This is a genomic window from Vibrio sp. Vb2960 (assembly GCF_033337665.1).
Taxonomy (GTDB): domain Bacteria; phylum Pseudomonadota; class Gammaproteobacteria; order Enterobacterales; family Vibrionaceae; genus Vibrio; species Vibrio alginolyticus.
This window is the reverse complement of sequence record NZ_JAWORD010000011.1, coordinates 64,393-88,903: the sequence shown is the minus strand read 5'-3', so window position 1 is coordinate 88,903 and position 24,511 is coordinate 64,393. Positions and strand designations below refer to the sequence as shown.

General features: G+C 44.6%; 19 protein-coding genes and 1 riboswitch. Of the genes, 9 read left to right on the top strand and 10 right to left on the bottom strand.

What is annotated here, in order from left to right; translation table 11 throughout:
- Positions 1 to 33: 33 nt before the first annotated feature.
- From topA to R7O03_RS11425, 4 genes are all read left to right on the top strand, one after another.
- Positions 34 to 2,664 (top strand): type I DNA topoisomerase, encoded by a 2,631-nt coding sequence (gene topA, locus R7O03_RS11440; protein WP_005378351.1) that lies wholly within the window; start codon positions 34 to 36, stop codon positions 2,662 to 2,664.
- 608 nt (positions 2,665 to 3,272) lie between these two features.
- On the top strand, positions 3,273 to 4,490 hold the full coding sequence (gene glgC / locus R7O03_RS11435; RefSeq protein WP_017634726.1) for a glucose-1-phosphate adenylyltransferase: 1,218 nt from the start codon (positions 3,273 to 3,275) through the stop codon (positions 4,488 to 4,490).
- Entirely contained in the window at positions 4,480 to 5,937 is a 1,458-nt protein-coding gene (glgA, locus tag R7O03_RS11430; RefSeq protein WP_017820031.1) for a glycogen synthase GlgA, read from the top strand. Before glgC ends, glgA begins: the two co-directional genes overlap by 11 nt.
- A gap of 109 nt (positions 5,938 to 6,046) precedes the next feature.
- The gene (locus tag R7O03_RS11425) at positions 6,047 to 6,850 is read left to right on the top strand and encodes an alpha/beta fold hydrolase (RefSeq protein ID WP_017820032.1); all 804 of its coding nucleotides are present in this window, start codon (positions 6,047 to 6,049) and stop codon (positions 6,848 to 6,850) included.
- Between the two features lie 31 nt (positions 6,851 to 6,881).
- Here R7O03_RS11425 and R7O03_RS11420 read toward each other — a convergent pair whose 3' ends face one another.
- The 5 genes from R7O03_RS11420 to torD form a co-directional block, all read right to left on the bottom strand.
- Entirely contained in the window at positions 6,882 to 7,202 is a 321-nt protein-coding gene (locus R7O03_RS11420) for a DUF2007 domain-containing protein (RefSeq protein ID WP_017820033.1), read from the bottom strand.
- Positions 7,203 to 7,222: 20 nt separating this feature from the next.
- A complete protein-coding gene (locus R7O03_RS11415) occupies positions 7,223 to 7,909 on the bottom strand; it encodes a TVP38/TMEM64 family protein (protein ID WP_005378366.1) in 687 nt (228 codons plus the stop codon).
- A gap of 114 nt (positions 7,910 to 8,023) precedes the next feature.
- Positions 8,024 to 8,614, bottom strand: coding sequence for a TfoX/Sxy family DNA transformation protein (locus R7O03_RS11410; RefSeq protein ID WP_005378367.1), 591 nt, complete (start codon positions 8,612 to 8,614; stop codon positions 8,024 to 8,026).
- Between the two features lie 116 nt (positions 8,615 to 8,730).
- Positions 8,731 to 8,820: riboswitch (cyclic di-GMP riboswitch) on the bottom strand.
- Between the two features lie 287 nt (positions 8,821 to 9,107).
- Positions 9,108 to 10,112 (bottom strand): HTH-type transcriptional repressor PurR, encoded by a 1,005-nt coding sequence (gene purR, locus R7O03_RS11405; protein WP_005378368.1) that lies wholly within the window; start codon positions 10,110 to 10,112, stop codon positions 9,108 to 9,110.
- A 468-nt stretch (positions 10,113 to 10,580) separates the two neighbouring features.
- Entirely contained in the window at positions 10,581 to 11,228 is a 648-nt protein-coding gene (gene torD, locus R7O03_RS11400) for a molecular chaperone TorD (RefSeq protein ID WP_005378369.1), read from the bottom strand.
- 266 nt (positions 11,229 to 11,494) lie between these two features.
- Between torD and torR the strand changes: the two genes are divergently transcribed.
- On the top strand, positions 11,495 to 12,205 hold the full coding sequence (gene torR, locus R7O03_RS11395) for a two-component system response regulator TorR (protein WP_005378370.1): 711 nt from the start codon (positions 11,495 to 11,497) through the stop codon (positions 12,203 to 12,205).
- 72 nt (positions 12,206 to 12,277) lie between these two features.
- On the opposite strand, the gene elyC is transcribed toward torR, so the two are convergent.
- Positions 12,278 to 13,063, bottom strand: a complete 786-nt coding sequence (elyC, locus tag R7O03_RS11390) for an envelope biogenesis factor ElyC (RefSeq protein WP_318131715.1) — start codon at positions 13,061 to 13,063, stop codon at positions 12,278 to 12,280.
- A gap of 114 nt (positions 13,064 to 13,177) precedes the next feature.
- On the opposite strand from elyC, the gene cmoM reads away from it, so the two are divergent.
- Genes cmoM through mukB form a run of 4 tightly spaced genes read left to right on the top strand, consistent with a single transcriptional unit; the run spans position 13,178 to position 20,481 of the window.
- A complete protein-coding gene (gene cmoM / locus R7O03_RS11385; RefSeq protein ID WP_025998624.1) occupies positions 13,178 to 13,969 on the top strand; it encodes a tRNA uridine 5-oxyacetic acid(34) methyltransferase CmoM in 792 nt (263 codons plus the stop codon).
- A 2-nt stretch (positions 13,970 to 13,971) separates the two neighbouring features.
- Positions 13,972 to 15,309: a chromosome partition protein MukF gene (mukF, locus tag R7O03_RS11380; protein ID WP_213966496.1), complete on the top strand. Its 1,338-nt coding sequence runs from the start codon at positions 13,972 to 13,974 to the stop codon at positions 15,307 to 15,309.
- Positions 15,290 to 16,015, top strand: coding sequence for a chromosome partition protein MukE (gene mukE / locus R7O03_RS11375; RefSeq protein ID WP_005378379.1), 726 nt, complete (start codon positions 15,290 to 15,292; stop codon positions 16,013 to 16,015). The genes mukF and mukE overlap by 20 nt, the downstream gene beginning before the upstream one ends.
- A gap of 2 nt (positions 16,016 to 16,017) precedes the next feature.
- The gene (gene mukB / locus R7O03_RS11370) at positions 16,018 to 20,481 is read left to right on the top strand and encodes a chromosome partition protein MukB (RefSeq protein ID WP_318131722.1); all 4,464 of its coding nucleotides are present in this window, start codon (positions 16,018 to 16,020) and stop codon (positions 20,479 to 20,481) included.
- 143 nt (positions 20,482 to 20,624) lie between these two features.
- On the opposite strand, the gene R7O03_RS11365 is transcribed toward mukB, so the two are convergent.
- From R7O03_RS11365 to R7O03_RS11350, 4 genes are all read right to left on the bottom strand, one after another.
- Complete coding sequence (locus R7O03_RS11365; RefSeq protein WP_005378381.1) at positions 20,625 to 20,777, bottom strand: hypothetical protein; 153 nt, start codon at positions 20,775 to 20,777, stop codon at positions 20,625 to 20,627.
- A gap of 227 nt (positions 20,778 to 21,004) precedes the next feature.
- On the bottom strand, positions 21,005 to 21,973 hold the full coding sequence (locus R7O03_RS11360) for an alpha-L-glutamate ligase-like protein (RefSeq protein ID WP_005378387.1): 969 nt from the start codon (positions 21,971 to 21,973) through the stop codon (positions 21,005 to 21,007).
- A 3-nt stretch (positions 21,974 to 21,976) separates the two neighbouring features.
- Positions 21,977 to 23,482, bottom strand: a complete 1,506-nt coding sequence (locus tag R7O03_RS11355) for an inactive transglutaminase family protein (RefSeq protein ID WP_005378389.1) — start codon at positions 23,480 to 23,482, stop codon at positions 21,977 to 21,979.
- Positions 23,483 to 23,493: 11 nt separating this feature from the next.
- Entirely contained in the window at positions 23,494 to 24,240 is a 747-nt protein-coding gene (locus tag R7O03_RS11350) for an ATP-dependent zinc protease (protein WP_005378391.1), read from the bottom strand.
- Positions 24,241 to 24,511 lie beyond the last annotated feature (271 nt).

Below are 24,511 nucleotides of genomic sequence, written 5' to 3'. Positions count from 1 at the left end.
CCCGCATTATTATGAAGGACGTTAGAGTCAGTTATGGGTAAATCACTCGTTATAGTGGAGTCACCAGCCAAGGCAAAGACGATAAATAAGTACCTTGGTAAAGACTTTATTGTTAAGTCTAGTGTTGGTCATGTGCGTGATCTGCCTACGGCCGGTCAAAGCACTGGTGAGAAAAAAGCCGCAGCCATCTCAACTAAAGGGATGAGTCCGGAAGAGAAAGCGCGCGTTAAAAAAGAGAAAGACCGCAAAGCGTTGATCAAAAAAATGGGGATTAACCCATATCATGACTGGGAAGCGAATTACCAAATCCTTCCAGGCAAAGAAAAAGTTGTCAACGAACTACAAAAACTCGCCAAAGACGCAGATTGCGTTTATCTCGCAACCGATTTGGACCGCGAAGGGGAAGCAATCGCATGGCACCTTCGTGAGATCATCGGTGGCGATGAAGAGCGATACAAACGTGTAGTTTTTAACGAAATTACGAAAAACGCGATCCAACAAGCTTTCCAGACACCTGGCGAGCTGAACATGGATGGTGTAAATGCCCAACAAGCACGTCGCTTCATGGACCGTGTCGTTGGTTTTATGGTTTCACCTTTACTTTGGAAAAAAGTGGCTCGTGGCTTATCTGCTGGTCGAGTGCAGTCTGTTGCGGTGAAATTGTTAGTTGAGCGTGAGCGTGAGATTAACGCGTTTGTACCAGAAGAATTCTGGGACATTCATGCGAATACGAAAACGAAAGACAAAGCGGACTTTAAACTGCTTGTTGCGCAGAAAGACGGTTCTGCGTTTAAGCCAGTTAATGAGGCAGAAACCAAAGCAGCGATGTCTGTACTTGAGAATGCAAGTTACGAAGTATGTAAGCGTGAAGACCGTCCTACAAAGAGCAAGCCTTCTGCACCTTACATCACCTCTACGCTTCAACAGGCAGCGAGTACACGTCTGGGCTACGGTGTGAAAAAGACCATGATGCTAGCTCAGCGCCTCTATGAGGCCGGTTACATCACTTACATGCGTACTGACTCGACTAACCTAAGTGCCGAGGCTGTGGACGCTGTACGTGACTTTATTGGTTCTGAGTTTGGTGATAAGTACCTGCCAGCGAAACCATTGACGTACGGTAGCAAAGAAGGGGCACAGGAAGCGCACGAAGCGATCCGTCCTTCAAATGTGGGTGTTAAGGCGGAAGACCTGCAAGGTGTCGATGCTGATGCGCACAAACTTTACGCTTTGATTTGGAATCAGTTTGTAGCGTGTCAAATGACGCCAGCAGAATACGATTCAACAACCATCAGTGTAAAAGCGGCAGAATACACGCTTAAAGCGAAAGGCCGTATCCTTAAATTTGACGGCTGGACTCGTGTACAGCGTCCAATGGGCAAAAACGAGGATACAATCCTTCCTGCGGTACAACTTGGCGATAAGCTAAGCTTAGAGTCACTTGACCCTAAACAGCACTTTACAAAGCCACCTGCGCGCTACACTGAAGCAGCACTGGTTAAAGAGCTGGAGAAACGAGGTATTGGTCGTCCGTCGACTTACGCATCGATCATTTCTACGATTCAAGATCGTGGCTACGTGAAAGTTGATCAGCGCCGTTTCTACGCTGAAAAAATGGGTGAAATTGTTACTGACCGCCTTGATGACAGCTTTAACGATTTGATGAACTACGACTTTACTGCGCGTATGGAACAGAAATTGGACCAAATCGCTGAAGGTGAAGTGAACTGGAAAGCTGTGTTAGACAACTTCTTTGCTGATTTTACTGGCGATCTTGAAAAAGCGGAGCTGGATGAGTCAGAAGGCGGTATGAAGTTAAACCACATCGTCATGACGGATATCGAGTGTCCGACGTGTAGCCGTCCAATGGGCATCCGTACTGCTTCGACAGGTGTGTTCTTAGGCTGTTCAGGTTACGCGTTACCACCAAAAGAGCGTTGTAAGACAACCATCAACTTGGGTGACGAAGAAGGTATTATTAACGTTCTAGAAGAAGACGTTGAAACCGCAGCTCTTCGTGCTAAAAAGCGTTGTCCGATCTGTGAAACAGCGATGGACGCATACCTGATTGATGACAAGCGTAAGATGCATGTTTGTGGTAATAACCCGAACTGTGAAGGCTACCTTGTTGAATACGGCGAGTTCAAAGTAAAAGGCTACGATGGTCCAGTTGTTGAATGTGACAAATGTGGCTCTGATATGGTGCTTAAGAACGGTCGCTTTGGTAAATACATGGATTGTACGAGCGAAACGTGCAAGAACACTCGTAAGATCTTGAAGAATGGCGAAGTCGCGCCCCCGAAAGAAGATCCTGTTCATTTCCCCGAGTTGCCATGTGAAAACTCAGATGCGTATTTCGTACTTCGTGATGGTGCTTCAGGTCTATTTATGGCGGCAAGCAACTTCCCGAAATCGCGCGAGACACGTGCTCCTTTGGTTGCTGAACTGGCACGTTTTGAAGAGCGTTTACCTGAGAAGTTCAAATACCTAGCGACCGCACCGCAAGAAGATCCTGATGGTCGTCCTGCAGTTGTACGCTTTAGTCGCAAAACAAAAGAGAACTACGTTCGTTCGGAAGAGAATGGCAAACCATCTGGTTGGACAGCGCTCTTTGTTGACGGTAAGTGGGAAGTCACTGATAAGCGTAAAAAAGCGAAAGCATAAAAACGTACGATCTAAGTAATGTAAAAAGGCAGCGATATCGCTGCCTTTTTTGCGTTTTGTTTTTGCGTAAAGGCCACTGTGTTGTTCGTATAGATCTTTGCTGCTTTGACTGAGTTTTGCTGACGCGAGAAGATCCCAGTATCAATATTTCGTAGTCACTGATGTATTTTTTATGTAAAAAATATTCGTTGTAACTTTCATTTTGCATTCACATATTTGTTATACATTGGGCTAAAAAATCGGCGGTGTAGTGAATCCGTTCGTAAATTGTTTTCACAATGTAATCGTTTGCTTTTCCATGTGTGATCTAGATATCGTCTTGAGTACGCAAGAGCTGTATGGTACACAGAATGGCGTATTAAAAATTGTAATTTAGAACCCGCTTAGATAATTTATTACAAAAATTAGTGCAACTGTGTGCATTGTTTGCGTCAAAAAATAAGGAAAGAGTGGACGTTGCATACTGGAAGTGCCGTAGCTTTTTTATCCGTGTTGTAAGAGTTCACAGAAACTCAGAGACGGTTGCTAAATGTATTCGCTTGACTCCCCGAGTATGACTCATTCAAGCGAGTACCAAATCCAAGCTATAACGATATGGAGAACAACAAATGGCTGGTGTTTTGGGAATGATTCTTGCTGGCGGTGAAGGCTCTCGTTTGAGACCTTTAACGGAATCTCGCAGTAAACCTTCGGTACCGTTTGGTGGTAGTTATCGATTGATCGATTTTGCTCTAAACAATTTTGTTAATGCGGATCTGATGCGCATTTACGTCCTAACCCAATTTAAATCTCAATCTTTATTCCATCACTTAAAAAAGGGGTGGAACATCAACGGCATTACAGACCGCTTTATCGATCCTATTCCCGCTCAAATGCGTACTGGTAAACGTTGGTACGAAGGGACGGCGGACGCGATCTATCAAAACCTGCGTTTTATGGAGTTAGAGGAACCAGAGCAAGTTTGTATTTTTGGCTCTGACCATATCTATAAGATGGATATCAAACAAATGCTGAACTTCCACTCAGAAAAGCAGGCTTCTCTGACGGTATCTGCATTGCGCATGCCACTAAAAGAGGCGTCGCAATTTGGGGTTATCGAAGTGGATAGCGAAGGCCGTATGATTGGCTTTGAAGAAAAACCAGCAAATCCGAAGTCGATTCCTGGTGACCCTGATTACGCTTTAGTTTCAATGGGTAACTATGTTTTTGAAGCTCAGGTACTGTTCTCAGAGTTGGTCGAAGATGCGGATAATGAAGCTTCATCACATGATTTTGGAAAGGACATCATTCCAAAGATGTTCCCTAGAGGTGATGTGTTCGTGTATGACTTCAGTACCAACAAAATCAGTGGCGAAAAAGAAGAGGTGTACTGGCGTGATGTCGGAACTATTGATGCGTACTGGCAAGCGCATATGGATCTGCTAGAAAAAGATGCACCATTTTCGCTGTACAACCGTAAATGGCCATTGCATACCTACTACCCACCATTGCCACCTGCGACATTTACCGACTCTGATAATGGTCGTGTGCAGATAATCGATAGTTTAGTGTGTAATGGCAGCTATGTTAGAGGCTCAAGAATCGAAAAGTCGGTGCTTGGTTTTCGCAGTAATATTGCTTCTGCTTGCGATATCAGCGAATGTATACTTCTTGGTGACGTAAAAATTGGCGAAGGATGTGTTTTACGTCGTGTGATTGTCGACAAGGATGCCGATATTGCTCCTGGTACTCAGATTGGTGTGAATCTTCAAGAAGATAAAAAACACTTCCACGTGTCTGAGGAGGGCATTGTTGTTATTCCGAAAGGAGCTCGAGTTGGCTACTAACAACTTATCTATTCTGTTTGTAGCTTCTGAGGTTGAAGGCCTCATTAAAAGTGGTGGCTTGGCAGATGTTGCCAAGGCACTACCGGAAGCCCTTCAAAACCTACAGCAAGACGTAAGAATTACCATCCCTGCGTACAGCAGTATTGATAAACTCGCAGACGCAGAAGTTGTATTAGAAACAGAATTAACATCATGGCCGCATACGGAGTATCGAGTTTTGCGGCTCATGTTAGGTCAAAATCCTGTTTACCTGATTGATTGTCCGCCGTATTTCAATCGACCATCAATGTATGCGGAGAACAACCAAGCGTATACTGATAACGGCGAGCGCTTTGCGTTTTTTAGTGCAGCATGTCTCGATATGTTACCCAAGCTCGCCTTTCAACCTAATATCATACACGCGAACGATTGGCACACAGGTCTTGTTCCATTTTTGCTCAAGCACAGGTATGGCAATGATCCGTTTTTTGCTCATACTAAAAGCGTCATTTCAATTCACAATGCGGTCTTTAAAGGCGTATTTAGTTATGAAGATGTGCAGTGTTTGCCAGAGTTTCATTGTAGAAACGTTCCCGATGCTGCGGTGAGTGCAACGCATATTACGATGCTTAAAGCTGGTGTAATGAATGCAGATAAGATAAACGCGGTTAGCCCTACGTACGCAGAGGAACTAAAAACAGAGCTTGGCAGTCACGGCATGGCTTGGGAGTTTCAGCAACGTGCGCAGGACTTAGTCGGCATCTTGAATGGTTGTGATTACAGCGCTTGGAATCCGGAAACTGATACCTACTTGCCGGTTAATTACTGCGCCGACCAGCAAAGTATGTCGCAAGGGAAGAAAGCTTGTAAAAAAGCATTACAACAACGACTAAATTTGCCCGAAAAAAATGTAGCTATGTTCGGTATGGTTTGTCGGTTGACCCAGCAGAAAGGCGTTCATTACTTGTTGCCTGCTTTGGCCGACTTTTTGAAGCACGATGTTCAGCTAGTTGTCGTTGGGACCGGAGACCCTGTTCTTGCCGCTCAGTTACGAGAGGTTGCCGCGCAGTTTTCTAGCAAATTTGCCTTTGTAGAAGCGTATGACAATGAACTTGCGCATATCGTTGAAGCTGGTTCTGATTTCTTCTTGATGCCTTCTGAGTTTGAACCATGTGGCTTAAACCAAATCTATAGTATGGCTTATGGGACATTACCGATAGTACGCGGTGTTGGTGGCTTAAAGGACAGCGTTAGCGATTATGATGTAAACCCATCTGAAGCAACGGGGTTTGTTTTTTTCGAACCGACACCGCAGGCATTGTTGTTAACGATGCTAAGGGCACTGTTGCTCTACGCTCAAAACGAGCCTGAAGTGAATAAAGTACAGTTGCACGCGATGCAACAAGACTTTTGTTGGCAAAAGGCCGCAGAATCTTATTTGCAGCTTTACCACTCAGCGTTAGTTTGACTTAAAATTGTAACGAAAGGCACCGAATGAGGTGCCTTTATTATCTTGAGTAAGGGGAGTGTGGTAGGATGGCTTTTTACTCAATAGCACGATCTTTTTGATACTCAATATGACCCAGCCGCTACTTTTTCATAAAACCTATTTGCACCCTACTAGTAATGAGTGGGTTGTATTTGTGCACGGTGCTGGTGGTAGCTCTTCTATCTGGTTCAAGCAAATTAAAGCTTACAAGCAACACTTTAACTTATTGCTGATCGATTTAAGAGGCCATGGAAAGTCAAATCAGTTACTTAAAGAGCTCATTGCTAGCCGTTATACCTTTACGGAAGTTACCCAAGATATTTTGAAAGTATTGGACCATTTAAAGATCCAATCCGCTCATTTTGTCGGTATGTCGCTTGGTACTATTATTGTTCGAAACCTTGCTGAATTGTCATCAGAGCGCGTACGTTCGATGGTGCTCGGCGGTGCTGTCACAAGGCTTAACACTCGTTCTCAGATATTGGTGAAATTAGGTAATTTTTGTAAGCATATCCTACCGTACATGTGGCTCTACAAACTGTTCGCTTATATTGTTATGCCTCAAAGAAGCCAACGAGAATCTCGCCACCTTTTTATTCGCGAAGCCAAGAAGCTTTGCCAAAAAGAATTTAAACGTTGGTTTATTCTTGCCGCTGATGTAAATCCGTTAATGAAATATTTTAAAGATCGAGAGTTACCCATTCCGACTCTTTACTTAATGGGCGACAGGGATTACATGTTTATTAAACCTGTCAAAGAAATGGTTGCAGCACATAAGCTCAGCATTCTACGAGAAATCCCGAATTGTGGTCATGTATGCAATGTAGAGCGTCCAGAAGACTTCAATCAACACTCCATCGAGTTTATTAAACAGCAAGCTGTATGTGCTTAAAACTGAGTGCATCCACTGAATAGGAGAGCCGCTATAGCTCTCCTAGTTGATATCCACATTGCCAACATGCACCAAATTGCCCTTCGTTTATTTCATGACATTTTGGGCATTGCCAATCTTGATACTCATGCCTATCGGATTGTTTTCGATATGCTTTTACTATTTCTTCAGCTTTCATCTTTTGTGCCGTGTCAAAAAGCCACACATAAGGATCGGTATCATCACCAAACGGCAGTTCTCCTTTTAAGCCGAAAATACCTTCTCCGCGAACTTCACAGTAAATTTGTTCCACTTTAAGCAGCTCACATACAATGTGTGCTTCTGCTGGGTTTTTAGCGATAAATATTTTCATCAAAATACCCACTTCACCAATTACGAATTTTGCTGACTTGGTGTCGGCCTTACTTTATTCATAACCCATTTAGTGATGATTGGAAATAGTCCCAATAGCGCAAAAGACGCTAATACTGCGGGTGAAACAATGCCCGATAGGCTTTCAATTGTTGCTAATTGAGTACCTGCATTCAGATATACGGCTGTGCCTGGCAGCATACCTATTTGGCTAGTGAGATAAAATCGACCTACAGACATCGGCGTTAAGCCCATCAGTAAGTTGATTAGAAAGAAAGGGAATACAGGGATTAGACGCAAGGAAAATAGATAAAAAGCTCCGTCTTTTTCGACACCTTGATTAATTGCGTTGAGTTTATTTCCGAATTTGTTTTGTACCCAGTCACGCAATAAGTATCGGCTGCTCAAGAAGGCCAGTGTTGCCCCCATAGTGCTAGCGAAAGAAACCAGTAGCAAGCTTGTCCAAAAACCAAATAAGGCTGCACCAAGTAAGGTGACTACTGCCGCTCCTGGGATAGAAAAAGCGGTAATTGCAATGTAGGTAAAAAAGTAAATCGCAGCCGAGAATACAAAATTCTGATCGATGTATGTAGTTAGTGCTTCTTGTTGGGCTTTTGCATTCTCTAAGGTTAAATACTGGCCAAAGTTAATACCTAAAAAGACGATAGCCGCTAGTAGGATGAGACCTAAAATCAGTTTCTTATTCATAATTTTGATTCCAATTTGGGATATATGTAATAAGACAGTAGGAAAACCGAAAAAATTTCACAAAAAAACCGCAGATTAGACTGCGGTTTTACAAGATAGTTTTTAGGCCGACTTTTATTGGAGGCCGTTCATCAACTCATCTCGGCGAGCTTGAGGTACCACACTCCAATGAGTGCCGTTGATAGCACCTTCTAGTGCCCATAGCAACTCAATGTTGACGGTGGCAGAGTGCGTATCTCTTATCGCTTTATAGGCGTTAAGCGCACCTTCCTCTTCAAGCTTCTCTACGGATTCGATGCCGGCTTTTTTTAGCATGCGCTCGGTAGCCAGTCGTAAGTTAGGCAAATCTTTCAAACGGTTAGGCTTTGTACTTGCTTGCTGTTCTTTCTCAAGCTTTGCCTTTTTCAATGATTGATTCGCTACTTCGATTAAGCGTTCGCTTGATTCCCATAAATCGCTGGAAATAGCGTAGTACTTTGTAACGACTGGGAAGCCACGTTTTTTATAAACGTAAGGCTTTAGCCCTTGTTTCTCGAAGTCAGATGAAGTTTTTTGGTCTGCTCTGATATGAAGCTGATTGTTTACCACTAGTGCAAACATTGTTTCATCAGCGAATAGTCCGAAGCCACCAAACATTGAGCGCGACTTGATATTACCAAGTGCCTCAAATAGCTTCATAGAGTCTTTGAGTATCGGTTTATCCATGTTTTGTTATCTCGGTGTAATTAATATTACGCCACCAAAAGTCAGGTCCGAGAGAGTAGCAAACATGCGTAAAAACAATGTCATTACAGAGTAAAGTCATTGCTTACACACTTGCCATCGGTAACCCCGCTACCTTCCATATCGTAATATGGTTCAGGCCGGAGGCTTTGCGTCCCACTCTTTCGAATGGTTTGCCCTGTGCGTGACACAATGAGCATACTTCTTATATTGAATTAACATCACGGTTTAGCGTTAAAAGTGTGATTTCGGTTCAATAAAAATGATAGATTGAATGCTCTATTTTGCATATGGAAAGGTGCAAATTGGCCTTTGAAAAGGAGTTCTTAATATATATTACATTTATATAAAACAGGGAGTTAACGTTAGTCAATTGTTATTAGAGTGGTGTGAAGTATTAGAGAATGCTTAATTTTTCCAAAAAAATAAGCGCCCCTGTAGAGCGCTTATTTAACACGGTTAAATACAGTGAATTTTAGTTCATTTTTTTCACAGTATTTCGAATTACAAGCTCAGGTTGCATCTCGAAAATTCGTTTTTCGTGTTCTTTATCTTTGATACGCTCAAGTAGAATTTCGAATGCATTTTTACCAACACGACGTTTAGGTTGGTGGATAGTCGTTAGCGGTGGAGAGAAGTATTCCGCAAGCTCGATGTTGTCGTAGCCGATCACTGAAATATCTTCAGGAATTTTGATCCCGTTTTGTTGCAAGCGGCTCATTAGGCCTAGAGCCATTGTGTCGTTAAAACAGAATACCGCCGTCGGGCGCTTGTCCATTGCGGTAATTTTATCTGCAACTAATACGGCCGTATCACATTCAAAGTTACCTTCAAGGATCCAGTCTTCATTTACAGCTAGGTTCGCTTCGCTCATTGCGCGACGGAAACCTGCAATGCGCTCTTGGCAAGCAAGCTTTTCAAAATGACCGCTTAGACAAGCGATATCCGTATGACCATTGTCAATCAGATGTTTGGTTGCAATGTAGCCACCTTCTTCTGAGTTATCCATGATCTTGTCTGCTTGTGAGCTCTCTGGGCCCCAATCCATGACCACTTTAGGAATGTCCGCATGACGGTCAAGCATCTCTTTTAGTTCTTCGGTTAAGTCAGAACACATCACAAGGATGCCATCAACGCGCTTTTCAGCCAGCATACGAATGTAATCGCGTTGTTTTTCGTAAATCCCGCCTGTGTTACATAAAATCAGAGTATAGCCTTGGCGGTAACAGTAGCTCTCAACGCCATCAATCACTTCTGAGAAAAATAGGTTAGTTGATTGAGTTACTAACATGCCAATCGTACGAGTTGAGTTGCATTTTAGGCTGCGTGCAACGGCACTTGGCGCGTAATTCAGCTCGTCAACGGCTTTCATTACTTTTTCTTGCGTTGCTTCTGCAACGAAACGCGTTTTATTGATAACGTGCGAAACTGTCGTAGTGGAAACGCCGGCTAAGCGAGCAACGTCTTTTATCGTGGCCATAAATGGTGTCCTGTATCGAGCTACTGAAATATGTCGTATTGGATGTACCTGATGCTCTAGTGGTTTCACACCTAGCAATCTAAAATTGGCGCTAAGTGTCTCGGCAGCGGTTGATCCAAGTGCGACAAAAGGGTGCGTAGCAGCATCGGTCGATGAATTTTATCTTTTTTCTATCTGATGAGAAATTGCCATCAACCTGTTAAGAAAACACAAAAACCGCTATATTTCAGCGGTTTACATATAAATCATATTTAATCGTTTGCGCTCACATTTTAGCCCTATGTGGACTGACTAGCAATGTTTTCAGCAAGAGATTTGTGTATTTGAAGTCACATTTTGACTGCTAAATAACCAAGCGTCTTTGCGCTAAGTTAAGGCAAACGAATATTATACCCAAGTTACTTACAATTGGTCACTTTCAGGCATACAGGAAGCCCGATAGGCAGGCTCCCTAAAAATAGGCGGCAATTATTCACCAAGAAGGTAGGCGCTGTCTAGTTTACAAAATGCAACTAATAGTTTCGCGACACTCGAGTAAAATCCAAATTCGTCGAATTTTTTACATTTGTCTGAAAACTGAGGTAACCAAGACATCAATTGTTGCTGGATAAAGTCGTTTTGTTTAACGAAGGCTTCTTCCATGTGTTTTTCTTGTTCAAGCTCGTTTGAGCGGATAATCATGTTCCCGAGAAAGTCGAGCTCAACGGCTAAGTGATCCGCAGGTTCCTTTAGGTTTTCGTCTACTTGAACGCCAAATTCAGCCATCAACTTTTCCATTTCCTCAGCTGGCTTGTCATTCAGTAAACCTGATTCACCAATGTACATGGATGCGTAAGGAAGAGCGCCGTATTTTTCTGTCTTCAAAAACAGTTCACAAAAGTCAGCTGCAAGCTCTAGTTGTGCATCTTCACGATCTTGTAACCGATTCAATGCATCAACTAGGCTATCAACAGCTGGTTTCAGCGACTCATTTTCACCTAAACCTGCGAGAAAACTGCGAATTTCAACACTGTGATAGGCTTCCAATTCTTTCTCTGTTAGTTCTTTTGCGAACAAGCTCGAAAACCACCAGTAAATTTCAGCGCGTTTTTCATTAAAAGCTTTCACTTCTTGCATTTTGGGCTCCTGAATGATGCTTCAAGTCATGCATCACAAAGTCAATTAGGGATATCCCCTAAGTGTAATCAATTAAAATGAATAGCAGTAACTATAATTGTTATGTTTTATGGTCAAAAATGACCGTTTATTAATAGCAATGGGCAAGCTTGTTTTGAATCAATAAAAACGCTAAATCTTGCGTTTTAATGTATCTATGACTAGAAATGTTACTAGTTATGAATAGAATACGTCTTGGATAATAAGAAGACAGAAAAGTGGTGTAAATGAGCTATCACGTATTAGTCGTAGAAGATGATGTTGTAACTCGTAGTAAGCTTGCGGGATATTTCCAAAATGAGGGCTACCAAGTCAGCGAAGCAGAGAGTGGCGCAGAAATGCGTGAAGTTTTGCAAGCGGGCGATGTAGACCTGATCATGCTGGATATTAACCTGCCTGGTGAAGACGGCCTGATGCTTACTCGTGAGTTACGTAGCCAATCGGATATTGGTATCATATTAGTAACAGGACGCACGGATAGCATTGATAAAATCGTAGGCCTAGAAATGGGTGCTGACGATTATGTGACAAAACCTTTTGAACTGAGAGAGCTGTTAGTTCGCGTTAAAAACTTGCTGTGGCGTATTTCAGCGGCGCGCAGTGGCAGCTCGAAAGCGAATGAAACCAGTGAAGAGCACATTGTGCGCTTTGGGGAGTGGACATTCGACATTCAACGTCGCGCACTTAGCCGCAACGGTGAGCCAGTAAAACTAACTAAAGCAGAGTATGAACTTTTGGTGGCATTATCGTCTTATCCTAACCAGGTGTTAAGTCGTGAGCGTATTTTGAACATGATCAGCCATCGAGTGGATGCGCCGAATGACCGCACCATTGATGTTCTTATTCGACGTATGCGCGCAAAAATGGAGTTCGATCCTAAGAACCCACAGATTTTTGTAACGGTACACGGCGAAGGCTATATGTTTGCTGGTGACTAGTTGGAACATAACTCAATCGTAAAAAGAAAAAGGAGAGCTTCGGCTCTCCTTTTTTGTGGCTTCAAGATAATACTAGTTTGCTTCAACCATTGGTGTTTGGCCGACAGTATCACGCAACCTTTGCCAAATACTGCCCAAGTACTCATGCCAATAAAGCTCTGTTTGTTCTAAGTAACGCGCTTTAGGTGAGTATTTATCCCAAGGTTGACTTATCTCGCTAATAGCTAAGAAGTTGGTCGGGGCTGGGATTGGTTTAATGCCTGCTGCGTTGAACTCATACAATGCACGGCTCATGTGACTCGCAGAAGTGACTAACACAATCTCCCTTTGTTGAACGAATGCAGCCGCTTGACGCGCCTCTTCCCACGTATCTTTCGCATCTTCTAATAAAATGATATCGGATTTCGCGACTCCCAACGCAAGGGCAACGTTCGCCATCATTCGCGCGTGGCTAATTTCATATCCGCCAGCATAGCCGGATAAGATTAATTTCGCGCCTGGATACATTCTTAAAATACGAATGCCCTCAGTTAAGCGCATTAATGCTGCACGGCTTAACTGCGAGGTGGGTGGAATTTCGTCATCGATAACATGACCATTCCCTAAAACCATCACGTAGTCGATGGTGCCAGAAACTGGCAAAAAGGCTTTATGCTCTCGCTCTAACGGCATAAGAAGCTTGGTTGAAACAGGTTGGAAGGCAACAAGAAAAATGCCGACAAAAGAGAATAGAACAACGAAGCAGCCAGTTTTACGTTTTGTAGTAAAACTAATGAGAGCAAGACCCAACAAGCCTATCAGCAGCAATGCCGGAAGGGGCATAAGCATGGCTGACACTACTTTTTTCAGCTCAAACATACATAAATAGTCCGAAAAAACATCAATTGATAATAAAAATGAGGGTATCCCTCTTTATTCCTGCTTTCCTTGTGCCAGAATAGCGGCACAATCCGTTATGATAACTCAGCAGAAGTGACAGAAGACCGCAATTTCGACGATATCGCCCACAAATTTGCAAAAAATATTTACGGCTCCGATAAAGGGGAGATCCGCCAAATCATTGTGTGGGAAGATTTTCTACAGATTCTAAGTGAATTAGATGCTGACCAGCAACCCCTAGAAGTGTTGGACGCTGGTGGTGGTTTGGCACAAATGTCGCAAAAGCTTGCTAAGCTCGGACATCGAATCGCTTTATGTGATCTATCTTCGGAAATGCTGCAGTTGGCTAAGCAGGATATTGAAAAAAACGGTTTGCTTGAGCAGTATCGCCTGATTCATTCGCCTGTCCAATCCATCGGTGAACATATGGATGTACAGGTCGATCTGGTTATGTTCCACGCTGTGATGGAGTGGCTGGTTGATCCTAAGGCCGCACTTGAAACAGTTCTAGAACAAGTAAAACCGGGAGGCATCGCATCAGTCATGTTCTACAACCACCACGGTTTAGTCTATAAAAACGTAGTTTGTGGCAACATTCCTCATATATTAGACGGCATGCCTCACCGAAAAAGATTTAAACTACAGCCGCAAAAAGGCTTAAAACCTGAAGAAGTCTACCAGTGGATAGAAAATTCAGGTTTTAATATTTGTGGCAAATCTGGTATTCGCTCATTTAGTGATTACATAGGCAATATGGAATACATGGGTGATTACGAGTTTGAAGATGTGTTGGCGCTAGAAAAACAACTTTGTCGACAAGAGCCATACCTCTCATTAGGCCGCTACATTCATGTGTGGGCTAAAAAGAACGATAAACAGGAATAACAATGAGTGAGATGACTCTCAATGCTGCAGAGCAACCAATCGATGAGCTGGTTGGCTGGGTTAAGCAGCACGATTTCTCGTTGAACCTGACCACAGAGCGATTGGCATTTTTGATAGCCATTGCCGTACTGAGTAATGAAAGGTTCGATGAAGAACTGGGTGAAGGTGAACTGCATGATGCATTTGCCATCGTCACTCGACTATTTGATGAGACCGGCGAAGCCTCCGCTTTTCGTGCGAACAATGCGATCAACGAGATGGTTAAGCAGCGTCTTATGAGCCGTTTTGTCAGTGAAATTACTGACGGAGCGAGCATTTACCGCTTGTCGCCATTAGCGATAGGAATAACCGACTACTACGTGCGTCATCGTGAGTTCTCAAAACTGCGTCTATCTATCCAGCTATCCATGGTAGCGGATGAAATGGCGAAAGCGATTGAGGCAGCACAAAAAGGTGGCACACCGGGTCACTGGAAGAAAAACGTATACGGTGTTTTAAAATATTCTGTAGGCGAAATTTTCGATCAAATTGACCTCAACCAACGTGTTATGGATGAGCAGCAACAGTCAGTGAAACAACAGATTGCTGACCTGCTTAACAAGGACTGGCGCGAAGCGATCAACAACTGTGAAGCACTTCTGTCAGAAACATCAAGCACGTTGCGTGAACTTCAAGATACGCTGCAAGCCGCCAGTGATGAACTGCAAACTCAGATCCTCGATATTCAAGAAATTGTTTACGGTGACCCTGAGCTGGAGTTTATCGAAGAAGCCTTGTTTGGTCTGCAAATGAAACTAGACCGAATCACAAGCTGGGGCCAGCAAGCTATCGACCTTTGGATTGGTTATGACCGACACGTGCACAAGTTTATTCGTACTGCAATCGATATGGATAAGAACCGTGCGTTTAGCTCGCGTCTGCGTCAATCCGTCAAAGAATACTTCGATGCGCCTTGGTATCTGACTTATGCAGATGCGGAGAGGCTTTCTGACCTTCGTGATGAGGCCCTAGTACTGCGTGATGACGAGGTCACGGGTCAAGTTCCGATGGAAGTAGAATACGAAGAGTTTCAACAAGTCAATGATGAGTTGTCTGAACGAATTGGTGACATGCTAAAAGCGCATAAAGATCAAGGCACACCAATCGATTTGAGTGTGGTACTGCGAGATTACCTTGCACAGCACCCTTATACTCATCATTTTGATTTAGCTCGCATTATCGTCGATCAAGCTGTACGTCTAGGGTATTCAGAATCGGATTACCAAGCGATTCAACCAGACTGGAAAGCAATCAACGAATTTGGGGCAAAGGTACAAGCGAATGTCATCGACCGATACTAATGAATACATGTCAGAGAATCTGGCAAAAGCAATTTCTAACCCTCTGTTCCCAGCGCTAGACAGCATGCTTCGAGCAGGGCGTCATATCTCAAGTGAAGATCTAGACAACCACGCGTTGCTGTCGGATTTCGAACTTGAGCTTTCTTCTTTCTACCAACGCTACAACACCGAATTGGTGAAAGCGCCAGAAGGTTTCTTCTATCTTCGTCCTCGTTCAACGTCTCTGATTGGCCGTAGTGTTCTTTCTGAACTGGATATGCTGGTGGGTAAGGTACTGTGTTTCCTTTATCTAAGCCCAGAGCGTCTTGCGCACGAAGGCATCTTCACTAACCAAGAGCTGTACGACGAACTGCTTGCTCTAGCAGATGAAAATAAGCTGATGAAGCTAGTGACGAACCGTGCTACCGGTTCTGACCTTGATAAAGAAAAGCTGTTTGAAAAAGTACGTACGTCACTTCGTCGTCTGCGTCGCCTAGGCATGATCATCAACATCGGTGAAACCGGTAAGTTCAGCATCAGTGAAGCGGTATTCCGCTTTGGTGCCGATGTACGTATTGGCGATGACATGCGTGAAGCGCAACTGCGTCTGATCCGTGATGGTGAAGCAGTAGTGCACACCAAAGAGCCAAGCCAAGGCAGCCTATTGTCTGAAGAAGATCAAGACGACCAAGCCCAAGAAGAAACGACAGAAGAGGGTGAAGCATGAGCATGATTGAACGCGGTAAATACCAATCGCTGACCATGGTCAACTGGAACGGCTTCTTTGCCCGTACGTTTGACATCGATGGTCTGGTCACCACGCTATCAGGTGGTAACGGTGCAGGTAAATCAACCACAATGGCGGCGTTCATCACCGCATTGATTCCTGACCAAACGCTACTGCACTTCCGTAACACCACAGAAGCAGGCAGCAGCCAATCGTCTCGCGACAAAGGTTTGTACGGTAAGCTACAGCCGGGCGCATGTTATGCGGCGCTAGATGTGGTGAACTCACGTAACCAACGCCTATTGTTCGCAGTAAAATTGCAGCAAGTTGCGGGTCGTGATAAGAAAGTAGACATCAAACCGTTTGTTATCCAAGGTCTTCCAAGCCATGTGAAACCAACGGATATCTTGATTGAAAGCGTATCAGCGACTCAAGCTCGTGTACGTCAAATCAACGAAGTAAAAGAATCGATCGCAGAATTTGAAGGTGTTCAATTTAAAGCCTTCTCTTCGATCGTGGATTACCACGCGCAAATGTTTGAATTCGGTGTGATTCCGAAGAAACTGCGTAACTCTGGTGACCGTTCTAAATTCTACCGCCTGATTGAAGCATCGCTTTACGGTGGTATCTCAAGTGCGATTACACGCTCGCTACGTGACTACCTTCTGCCACAAAACGGCGGCGTGAAGAAAGCGTTCCAAGATATGGAATCGGCGCTGCGTGAAAACCGCATGACGCTAGAAGCGATCAAAACCACGCAAGCAGATCGTGACTTGTTCAAACACTTGATTACAGAGTCGACCAACTACGTGGCCGCGGACTATATGCGCCATGCCAACGAGCGCCGTAAAAAACTAGAACAGACATTGTCTTTGCGTTCAGAGTTATTTGGTTCTCGCGAGACCTTGATTGAGCAAAACAATCTGCTTAACCGCGTTCAAGAAGAGCTGGAACTGCTGATCGAGTCAGAATCTTCTTTAGAGCAAGACTACCAAGCGGCTTCTGATCACTTGCAACTGGTGCAAAACGCGCTGCGTCAGCAAGAGAAGATCGAACGCTACCAAGAAGATCTTGAAGGGCTGAGCGAGCGTCTTGAAGAACAAATGATGGTAGTCGAAGAAGCGCAAGAACGCGTGATGATGGCTGAAGAGCAAGCTACCGTTGCAGAAGAAGAGGTGGATAGCCTTAAGACGCAACTTGCTGATTACCAGCAAGCTCTTGACGTTCAGCAAACTCGCGCCCTTCAATATCAACAAGCAGTTCAAGCGCTGGAGAAAGCGAAGCAACTACTTGGCGATGACAGCCTAACGGCGGAATCGGCTCAAGCGCTTGTCTCTGAGCTTAAGAACAAAGAGTCAGAAAGCACCAATGCGTTGCTATCGGTTAAGCACAAACTGGACATGTCTTCTGCAGCGGCAGAGCAGTTTGAAACCGCGCTTAAACTGGTACAAAGCATTGTTGGTCAAGTTGAGCGCAAAGACGCGTCTGAACATGCGAAAACCGCAATTGCGAAAGCGCGTGAGTCACAACAAATCGCACAAAACGAACAGCAATGGCGAGCACAACACCGTGATCTCGAACGCAGCCTTAACCAGCAGCGTCAAGCACGTGAACTGGTTGCTGAATACAAAAAGCAATATCACGTTGAACTAACCGATGAGGTTACGTTTGAACAAGAACGTGAACGTCATGCGACGCAAATCGAATCAGTAGAGATAGCTCAAGAAGAAGTTCGTGATCAGCGTGGTGAACAGCGCCGTCTAGAGCAAAACGCGGTGGCAGAAATCAGTAAGCTTGAAGCAATAGCACCAGCTTGGATTGCGGCGAACGATGCGCTAGAGAAACTGAGAGAGCAGAGCGGTGAAGAGCTTGAGGATCGCCATGCGGTAATGAACCACATGCAAGTTGTCCTTGAACAAGAAAGGGAGCTGTCTTTAGCTAAAGATAAGCTTGCTGAGCGCCGTAGCCAGCTAGACTCTGAGATTGAGCGTCTTGCTTCTCCTGGTGGTTCAAATGACCCTCGCCTGAAAGGTTTGGCAGATACACTGGGCGGCGTATTGCTGTCTGAGATCTACGATGACATCACGATTGATGACGCGCCTTACTTCAGTGCGATGTACGGTCCGGCTCGTCACGCTATCGTTGTTTCTGACTTGTCAGGCATCGAAGAGAAACTGGTAGAGCTAGACGACTGTCCAGAAGACTTGTACATCATTGAAGGTGACATCGATGCCTTTGATGACAGCTCGTTCGATGCAGAAGAGTTAGAGGGCGCGGTTTGCGTTCGTATGAACGATCGCCAAATGCGTTACTCTCGCTTGCCTGAGATCCCATTGTTTGGCCGTGCGGCACGTGAGCAGCGTCTAGAGTTGCTGCGTAACGAACGAGAAGAAGTGGTAGAGAAACACGCGAAAGCGGCGTTTGATTCTCAGAAAATGCAGCGCTTGTACCAAGCGTTTAACCTATTTGTGTCTAACCACATTCAGGTTGCTTTTGACGCCGATCCAGAACAAGCACTGGCAACTATTCGTGATAAGCGTAACCAAATTGCTCGCGTGCTGGCGGATCTAGATGCGAAAGAGCAACAACAACGTTCTCAGCTTCAAACCAGCAAGCAAGCGTTGTCTTCTCTGGACAAGCTAGCGTCACACATGGTGCTTGTTGAAGATGAGTCATTGCAAGCGCGTTTTGATGAGCTAGAAGAGAAAATCGCTCAGCTTGCAGAGGCGAAGAACTTCTTAAGCAACCATGCAAAAGCCGTCGCGCAATTAGAGAATATTGTGTCTGCACTTGATGCTGACCCAGAGCAATTCGATGCACTAGAAGCAGAATACAAAGCGGCAGACGAGCGGCTACAAGATCTTAAGAAGCAAATCTTTGCACTCTCGGATCTCGTTGAACGTCGTCACTACTTCGCTTACTCTGATTCAGTAGACCTACTGAACAAGAGTAGCGAACTGAGTGAGCAGCTAAAAGCTAAACTGGTTCAAGCTGAAAAAATGCGTACTCGCTCTCGTGAAGAGTTGAAGCAATCGCAAGGTCAAATGAACCAATACAACCAAGTATTGGCATCATTGAAGAGTTCACACCAAGCGAAACTGGAAACGGTTCAAGAGTTCAAACAAGAGCTTCAAGAGTTTGGCGTGAACGCTGACGAAGGTGCAGAAGAGCGCGCAATGCGTCGTCGTGACGAATTGCACGAGCGTCTACACACGTCTCGCAGCCGTAAGAGCGAATACGAGCGCACGATAACCTCTACTGAACTAGAGATGAAAGGCTTGGCAAAACGTCTGAAGAAAGTTCAGAAAGAATACGTTGAGCTGCGTACGTACGTGGTTGCTGCGAAAGCTGGCTGGTGTTCAGTACTTCGTCTGGCGCGTGAGAATGATGTTGAGCGTCGTCTACACAAGCGTGAACTGGCTTACATGTCAGCGGATGAACTGCGTTCGATGTCGGATAAATCACTGGGTGCGCTGCGTCTAGCGGTTGCGAACAATGACGACCTGCGTGATGCGCTGCGTCTATCAGAAGATAACGCACGTCCAGAGCGTAAAGTTCTGTTCTATATTGCTGTATACCAACACCTTCGTGAGCGTATTCGTCAGGATATCATCCGTACTGATGACCCAGTTGAAGCAATCGAAGAGATGGAAGTCGAGCTGGCGCGTCTAACGGAAGAGCTAACCCAACGTGAAAACCGTCTAGCGATCAGCTCTGAGTCAGTAGCGAGCATTATCAAGAAGACGATTCAACGTGAGCAAAACCGTATTCGTATGCTGAACCAAGGCCTGTCGAACATCTCGTTTGGTCAGGTGAAGGGCGTACGTCTAAACGTGAAGATCCGCGAAAGTCACGAAGTGCTACTGAACGGCCTAGCGACACAACAAGAGCAGCATAAAGACCTGTTTGAATCGACTCGCTTTACCTTCTCTGAAGCAATGGCGAAACTGTTCCAACGCGTGAACCCACACATCGATATGGGTCAACGTTCACCTCAAGTTCTGGGTGAAGAGCTACTGGATTACCGTAACTACCTAGAGCTAAGTGTAGAAGTGAACCGTGGTACAGATGGTTGGCTACAGGCTGAGTCTGGCGCGCTATCAACAGGTGAAGCGATCGGTACCGGTCAGTCAATCCTTCTTATGGTTGTTCAAAGCTGGGAAGAAGAGTCTCGTCGTCTACGCAGCAAAGACATTGTGCCTTGTCGTCTGCTCTTCTTGGATGAAGCCGCGCGTCTGGATGCGAAATCGATCGCGACATTGTTCGAATTGTGTGACCGTCTGGATATGCAGCTTCTTATCGCGGCGCCTGAAAACATCAGCCCAGAGAAAGGTACGACCTACAAACTGGTGCGTAAGGTGTTTAAAGATCACGAACACGTACACGTGGTTGGCTTGCGTGGTTTTGGTCAAACGGATAAGCCTAAGACTGAAGCACAAGAGATGATTGAAGAGTTTGAATCGTAAACTGCGAATCTAACAAAACGCCCGCAATGAACGCGGGCGTTTTTGTATCTGTTTACGAGGCAGGCTTCGAAATACATAAGATAAGCCGAGACTGTAGGACGGCAGTCTCGGCTTATTAACGGAACTTAATGAGGAAGCGACGTTTATTCCTCTGGAATATCGTCCCTGACTTCGATCATTTCAGCAAGCTCTTCAAGTGCTTGGACAGAAAGCTCAGACAAGCGTTGTAGGTGTTGGTCTAAGCTCTCTTGTTCTTCAAGCTCTGGTTCATCATTATTTGTTTCTTTTATTAGCATTTCCCAACCTCTCAAGTTGAGTAAGGGGAGCTCTCATCATACTCAAAAGGCAAAGTAGAAAAGAAACGATCTATGTTGATTTTGTTAGCTCGATCATTGATTCAACTTATATATGAGAAGGATGTGTTTAATAAGGAGAGCAAGTGCAAGGTTTTTGGATGCGGGAACAAAAACGCCAGTAATCATGACAATTACTGGCGAGTAATAACGAACATTAGGTCGGAGGGTTAGAACAACGGCTTCACACCGAACTGCTCTGCTGCGTAAGCGACGCGTTCAATCGGTTTTGGATACTCAGCAGGTGTGCCAAGGCTCTCTATGTGTTTCAAACGAGGAAGCAAGCCTGCACCATTAGCGATTTGGATTGCCAGACCAGGGCGAGCGTTAAGCTCTAAAACCATAGGTCCTTCATCTTTATCCAGCACCATATCCGTACCCATGTATCCCAAACCTGTCATTTCCCAGGCACTTGACGCAAGCTCCAGCAAGCGCTCCCAATGCGGTACTTGAAGGGTCGAAAGGTCTTTACCTGTATCAGGGTGATGAGTCACTGGATGATCGAACTGCACCGCTCTGACGGCTTTACCTGTCGCGATGTCAATGCCTACTCCTACGGCACCTTGGTGAAGGTTTGCTTTGCCGTCGGAAGCCGCTGTAGAACAGCGCATCATCGCCATAACTGGATAACCTTTAAATACGATGATCCGAACATCTGGTACGCCTTCATAACTGAAGCCATCAAAACAGTCATCAAACTTGATTAAGTTTTCAACCACAGCAACGTCATTTTTACCACCAAGAGAGAAAAGGCCAGCAAGCGCATTACTAATGTGACGCTCGACCTCATCCCTACCAATTGTAGAGCCGGAGGGTTTGGTATATACCCCGTTTTTGTGAGACGTAACAACCAGAATGCCTTTACCGCCACTACCTTGTGCAGGTTTGATTACAAAACCAGGCCAGTTCTCAACCATTTTGTGGATAGTCTTAACTTCAGCTTGGTTATGAATGACACCGATCAGGGCAGGAACTGTTGCTCCTGCTGCCTGTGCAATAATTTTGGTCTTTAGCTTGTCATCGACAAGTGGGTATTTAGAACGATCATTGTAACGGCCAATATAGCTGTGGTTACGCTTGTTCATCCCCATAATGCCTTTATGGCGAAGCTTAGACGGCGAAGTAAAACTTTCGAACATCGTTTAGTCCTCCGCTAGTGGTTTGAAGCGTCGTAGCTCAGTGAGGCGGTAACCTGTGTAAGTACCTAGTAATAGAATACCGGCCAGAACAATCAACTGTAGACCAATGAAGTTAAAGGTTAAGTGTTGAATGTATGAGTTCGTCATTGCAAGGTAAACTAATACTGCTGTCAGCAATGAACCACCACCTTGCAGAGCAACTTCCTTCGCACCTTCTTCTTCCCATAGGATTGACATACGTTCAATCGTCCAAGACAAGATGATCATAGGGAAGAAGGTAATTGTTAGGCCTTCTGTTAAGCCCATTTTAAACGCAACAACGGTGAACACCGAGATGATCATAATAACGGTAATAATGACCGCAGATATCCTTGCTACCAGCAATAAGTTCAACCTAGACAAATAGCTTCGAATAATCAGGCCTGTACCTACAATTAGCAAGAAACCGACAATACCCGTTAATAGTTGAGTTTGAACAAAAGCAACGGCAATCAACACAGGCATGAAGGTACCGGATGTTTTCAGGCCGATAATCACACGCAAGAACACAACGATCAGAGCACCAATAGGGATGAGCATGATGGTTTTGAACATCGCTTGCTCTTCCAAAGGTAGGCTATGAATTGAAATATTCAGTAATCCATCTGCTTCTATTTTGTTGTTTGTAGCTTGTTGTGGTGTCATTTCTTGCTTAATCATCGAGAAATGCACTTGGCTATTTTTACCACCAACAAGGTCAAGTAAGGATACGTTTGATTCATCCCACACTAACAAGTTGGGTTTCACTGCTTTTTGTTCGGATTTTGGCGAAAACAGTACCCAATCTTTACCTGACCAAACCTGAACCATTGGTTGAATTGTTTGGCGTCGACGACCATCTTCTAGTTCGATAACACCGACGGTTTTGCTCTGTATACCTGCGGTAAGCAAAATATTATGCAGTGCATCAGTACGGCTGAAATCGTTCAGTAGTAGCGACGAGTTTTGGCTATCTGGGTCATTAAGCGCTTTGATAAGCTCACGAGTAAACGTCACATTATCGGCTGAGCGACTCATCGCACGTTCGATAAGGGCATTTGCCGCTGCTGCTTGTGGTGCTGATAGCGTTGGTGGCGTAATGTCTTCCGTTGGCGGTAAAGGAGTGACTTTAGCCTGAGGGTCTACTAAGAACTGGGCTTTGTAGTATATGGTTTGTGGCCCTTGAGCTTGGCGAATTGACCATTCTGCACGACGGCCTGAATCGTCATTGATGTAGGAAACGCCATAACCTGATGAGGAAGCAGATTCACCGATAAGTGTGTAACCACTTTGTGTATGAGGTGCTGCAAGTGACGCTTTTACTTCGTTGCCGTTAGCATTGAACTCAATACGAGCTTCTACATCCCATACCTGGCGAGTTTCGCCTGGCGTCCAAGGCACGCCGTAGTTTTCATGTCTGAAAACACTCAGAGCAATGCCCGCAATCACCAATAAGATGATAGAAAGGTAAAACGGTATTTTTGACGTCATAATCTACCTTATTATTTTTTATCTTCGTCCGTTTGGATATAGGTACGACTTACATCGACAAGTGCTATGTCGCGCATAAATTCTCTACCCAGTAAAATAGGATGGTTCATATGTGAGCGATCTGCCAACGTAAATTGCGCTTTTTCATGAATTTTTCCAACGCGCACCCAAAGTTCTACCACAGCGCGGCGTTCTAACTCTTCACTGGTAACCTGGCGGATTTTGACGTAGCGAATGACAGGAGCTTCGATCCAAGTACTTTTCTCTTCTTCGGATTTACTGGTGTCTGCTAAGTGGAATCGGACCCATTTTTTGCCATTTCTTTCGAACTCTTCAATATCAACGGCATTTAAAGACGACGTCGCGGCACCAGTGTCGATACGTGCATCAAAAGTTTGCTTAATCGACTCTACAGTGACCTTTTCGATAGAGCCAAGGACAATATCGTGAGTTGGGGTTGGTTCCACAGGAGCGGGAGATTGGACAATAATCGGCTCTTTCGGTTTTTTTACTTCTGCCATTGCTTCATCGCGAAATGTAAGAAGTTCAACCTGTAGTTTATCGACTTGTTCTTCAAGGCTGTCGATATAGTCCGATTGGTTGCTGAGCTGTAGCTCTAGGTTGGTAATGCGATTATTGACATTCGCTTCTGAATTTTGAATCGCCGCTAACGTTTCTTGGTGGTACTGTTCGCCTTTGGTTAGTGAGCATCCAGATAGTAAGGCGATGGCAACAATCGGGGTCAATCGTAATAACATTGAAAACCTTGGGATTGGATTAAGTTGTTTATTTTTTAGGAGTTTAGCTTATATCGATAAAGCCTCACAAGTAAGAATGTTTCTCTATTACTTATTGTTTGAGGAATAGTGATGAAAAGCCAAAAATCAAGGACATAAAAGCGCATCCTTATTTAGAGCGTGCTTATATTTTGACGTGAAAAATGGATTCAAAAAACAAACTCGCTCATTACGAGGAAAGAGGGTAATGTCTTAACTCGTAAAATGAGTTAAGACAATGTCAGGAATCTCA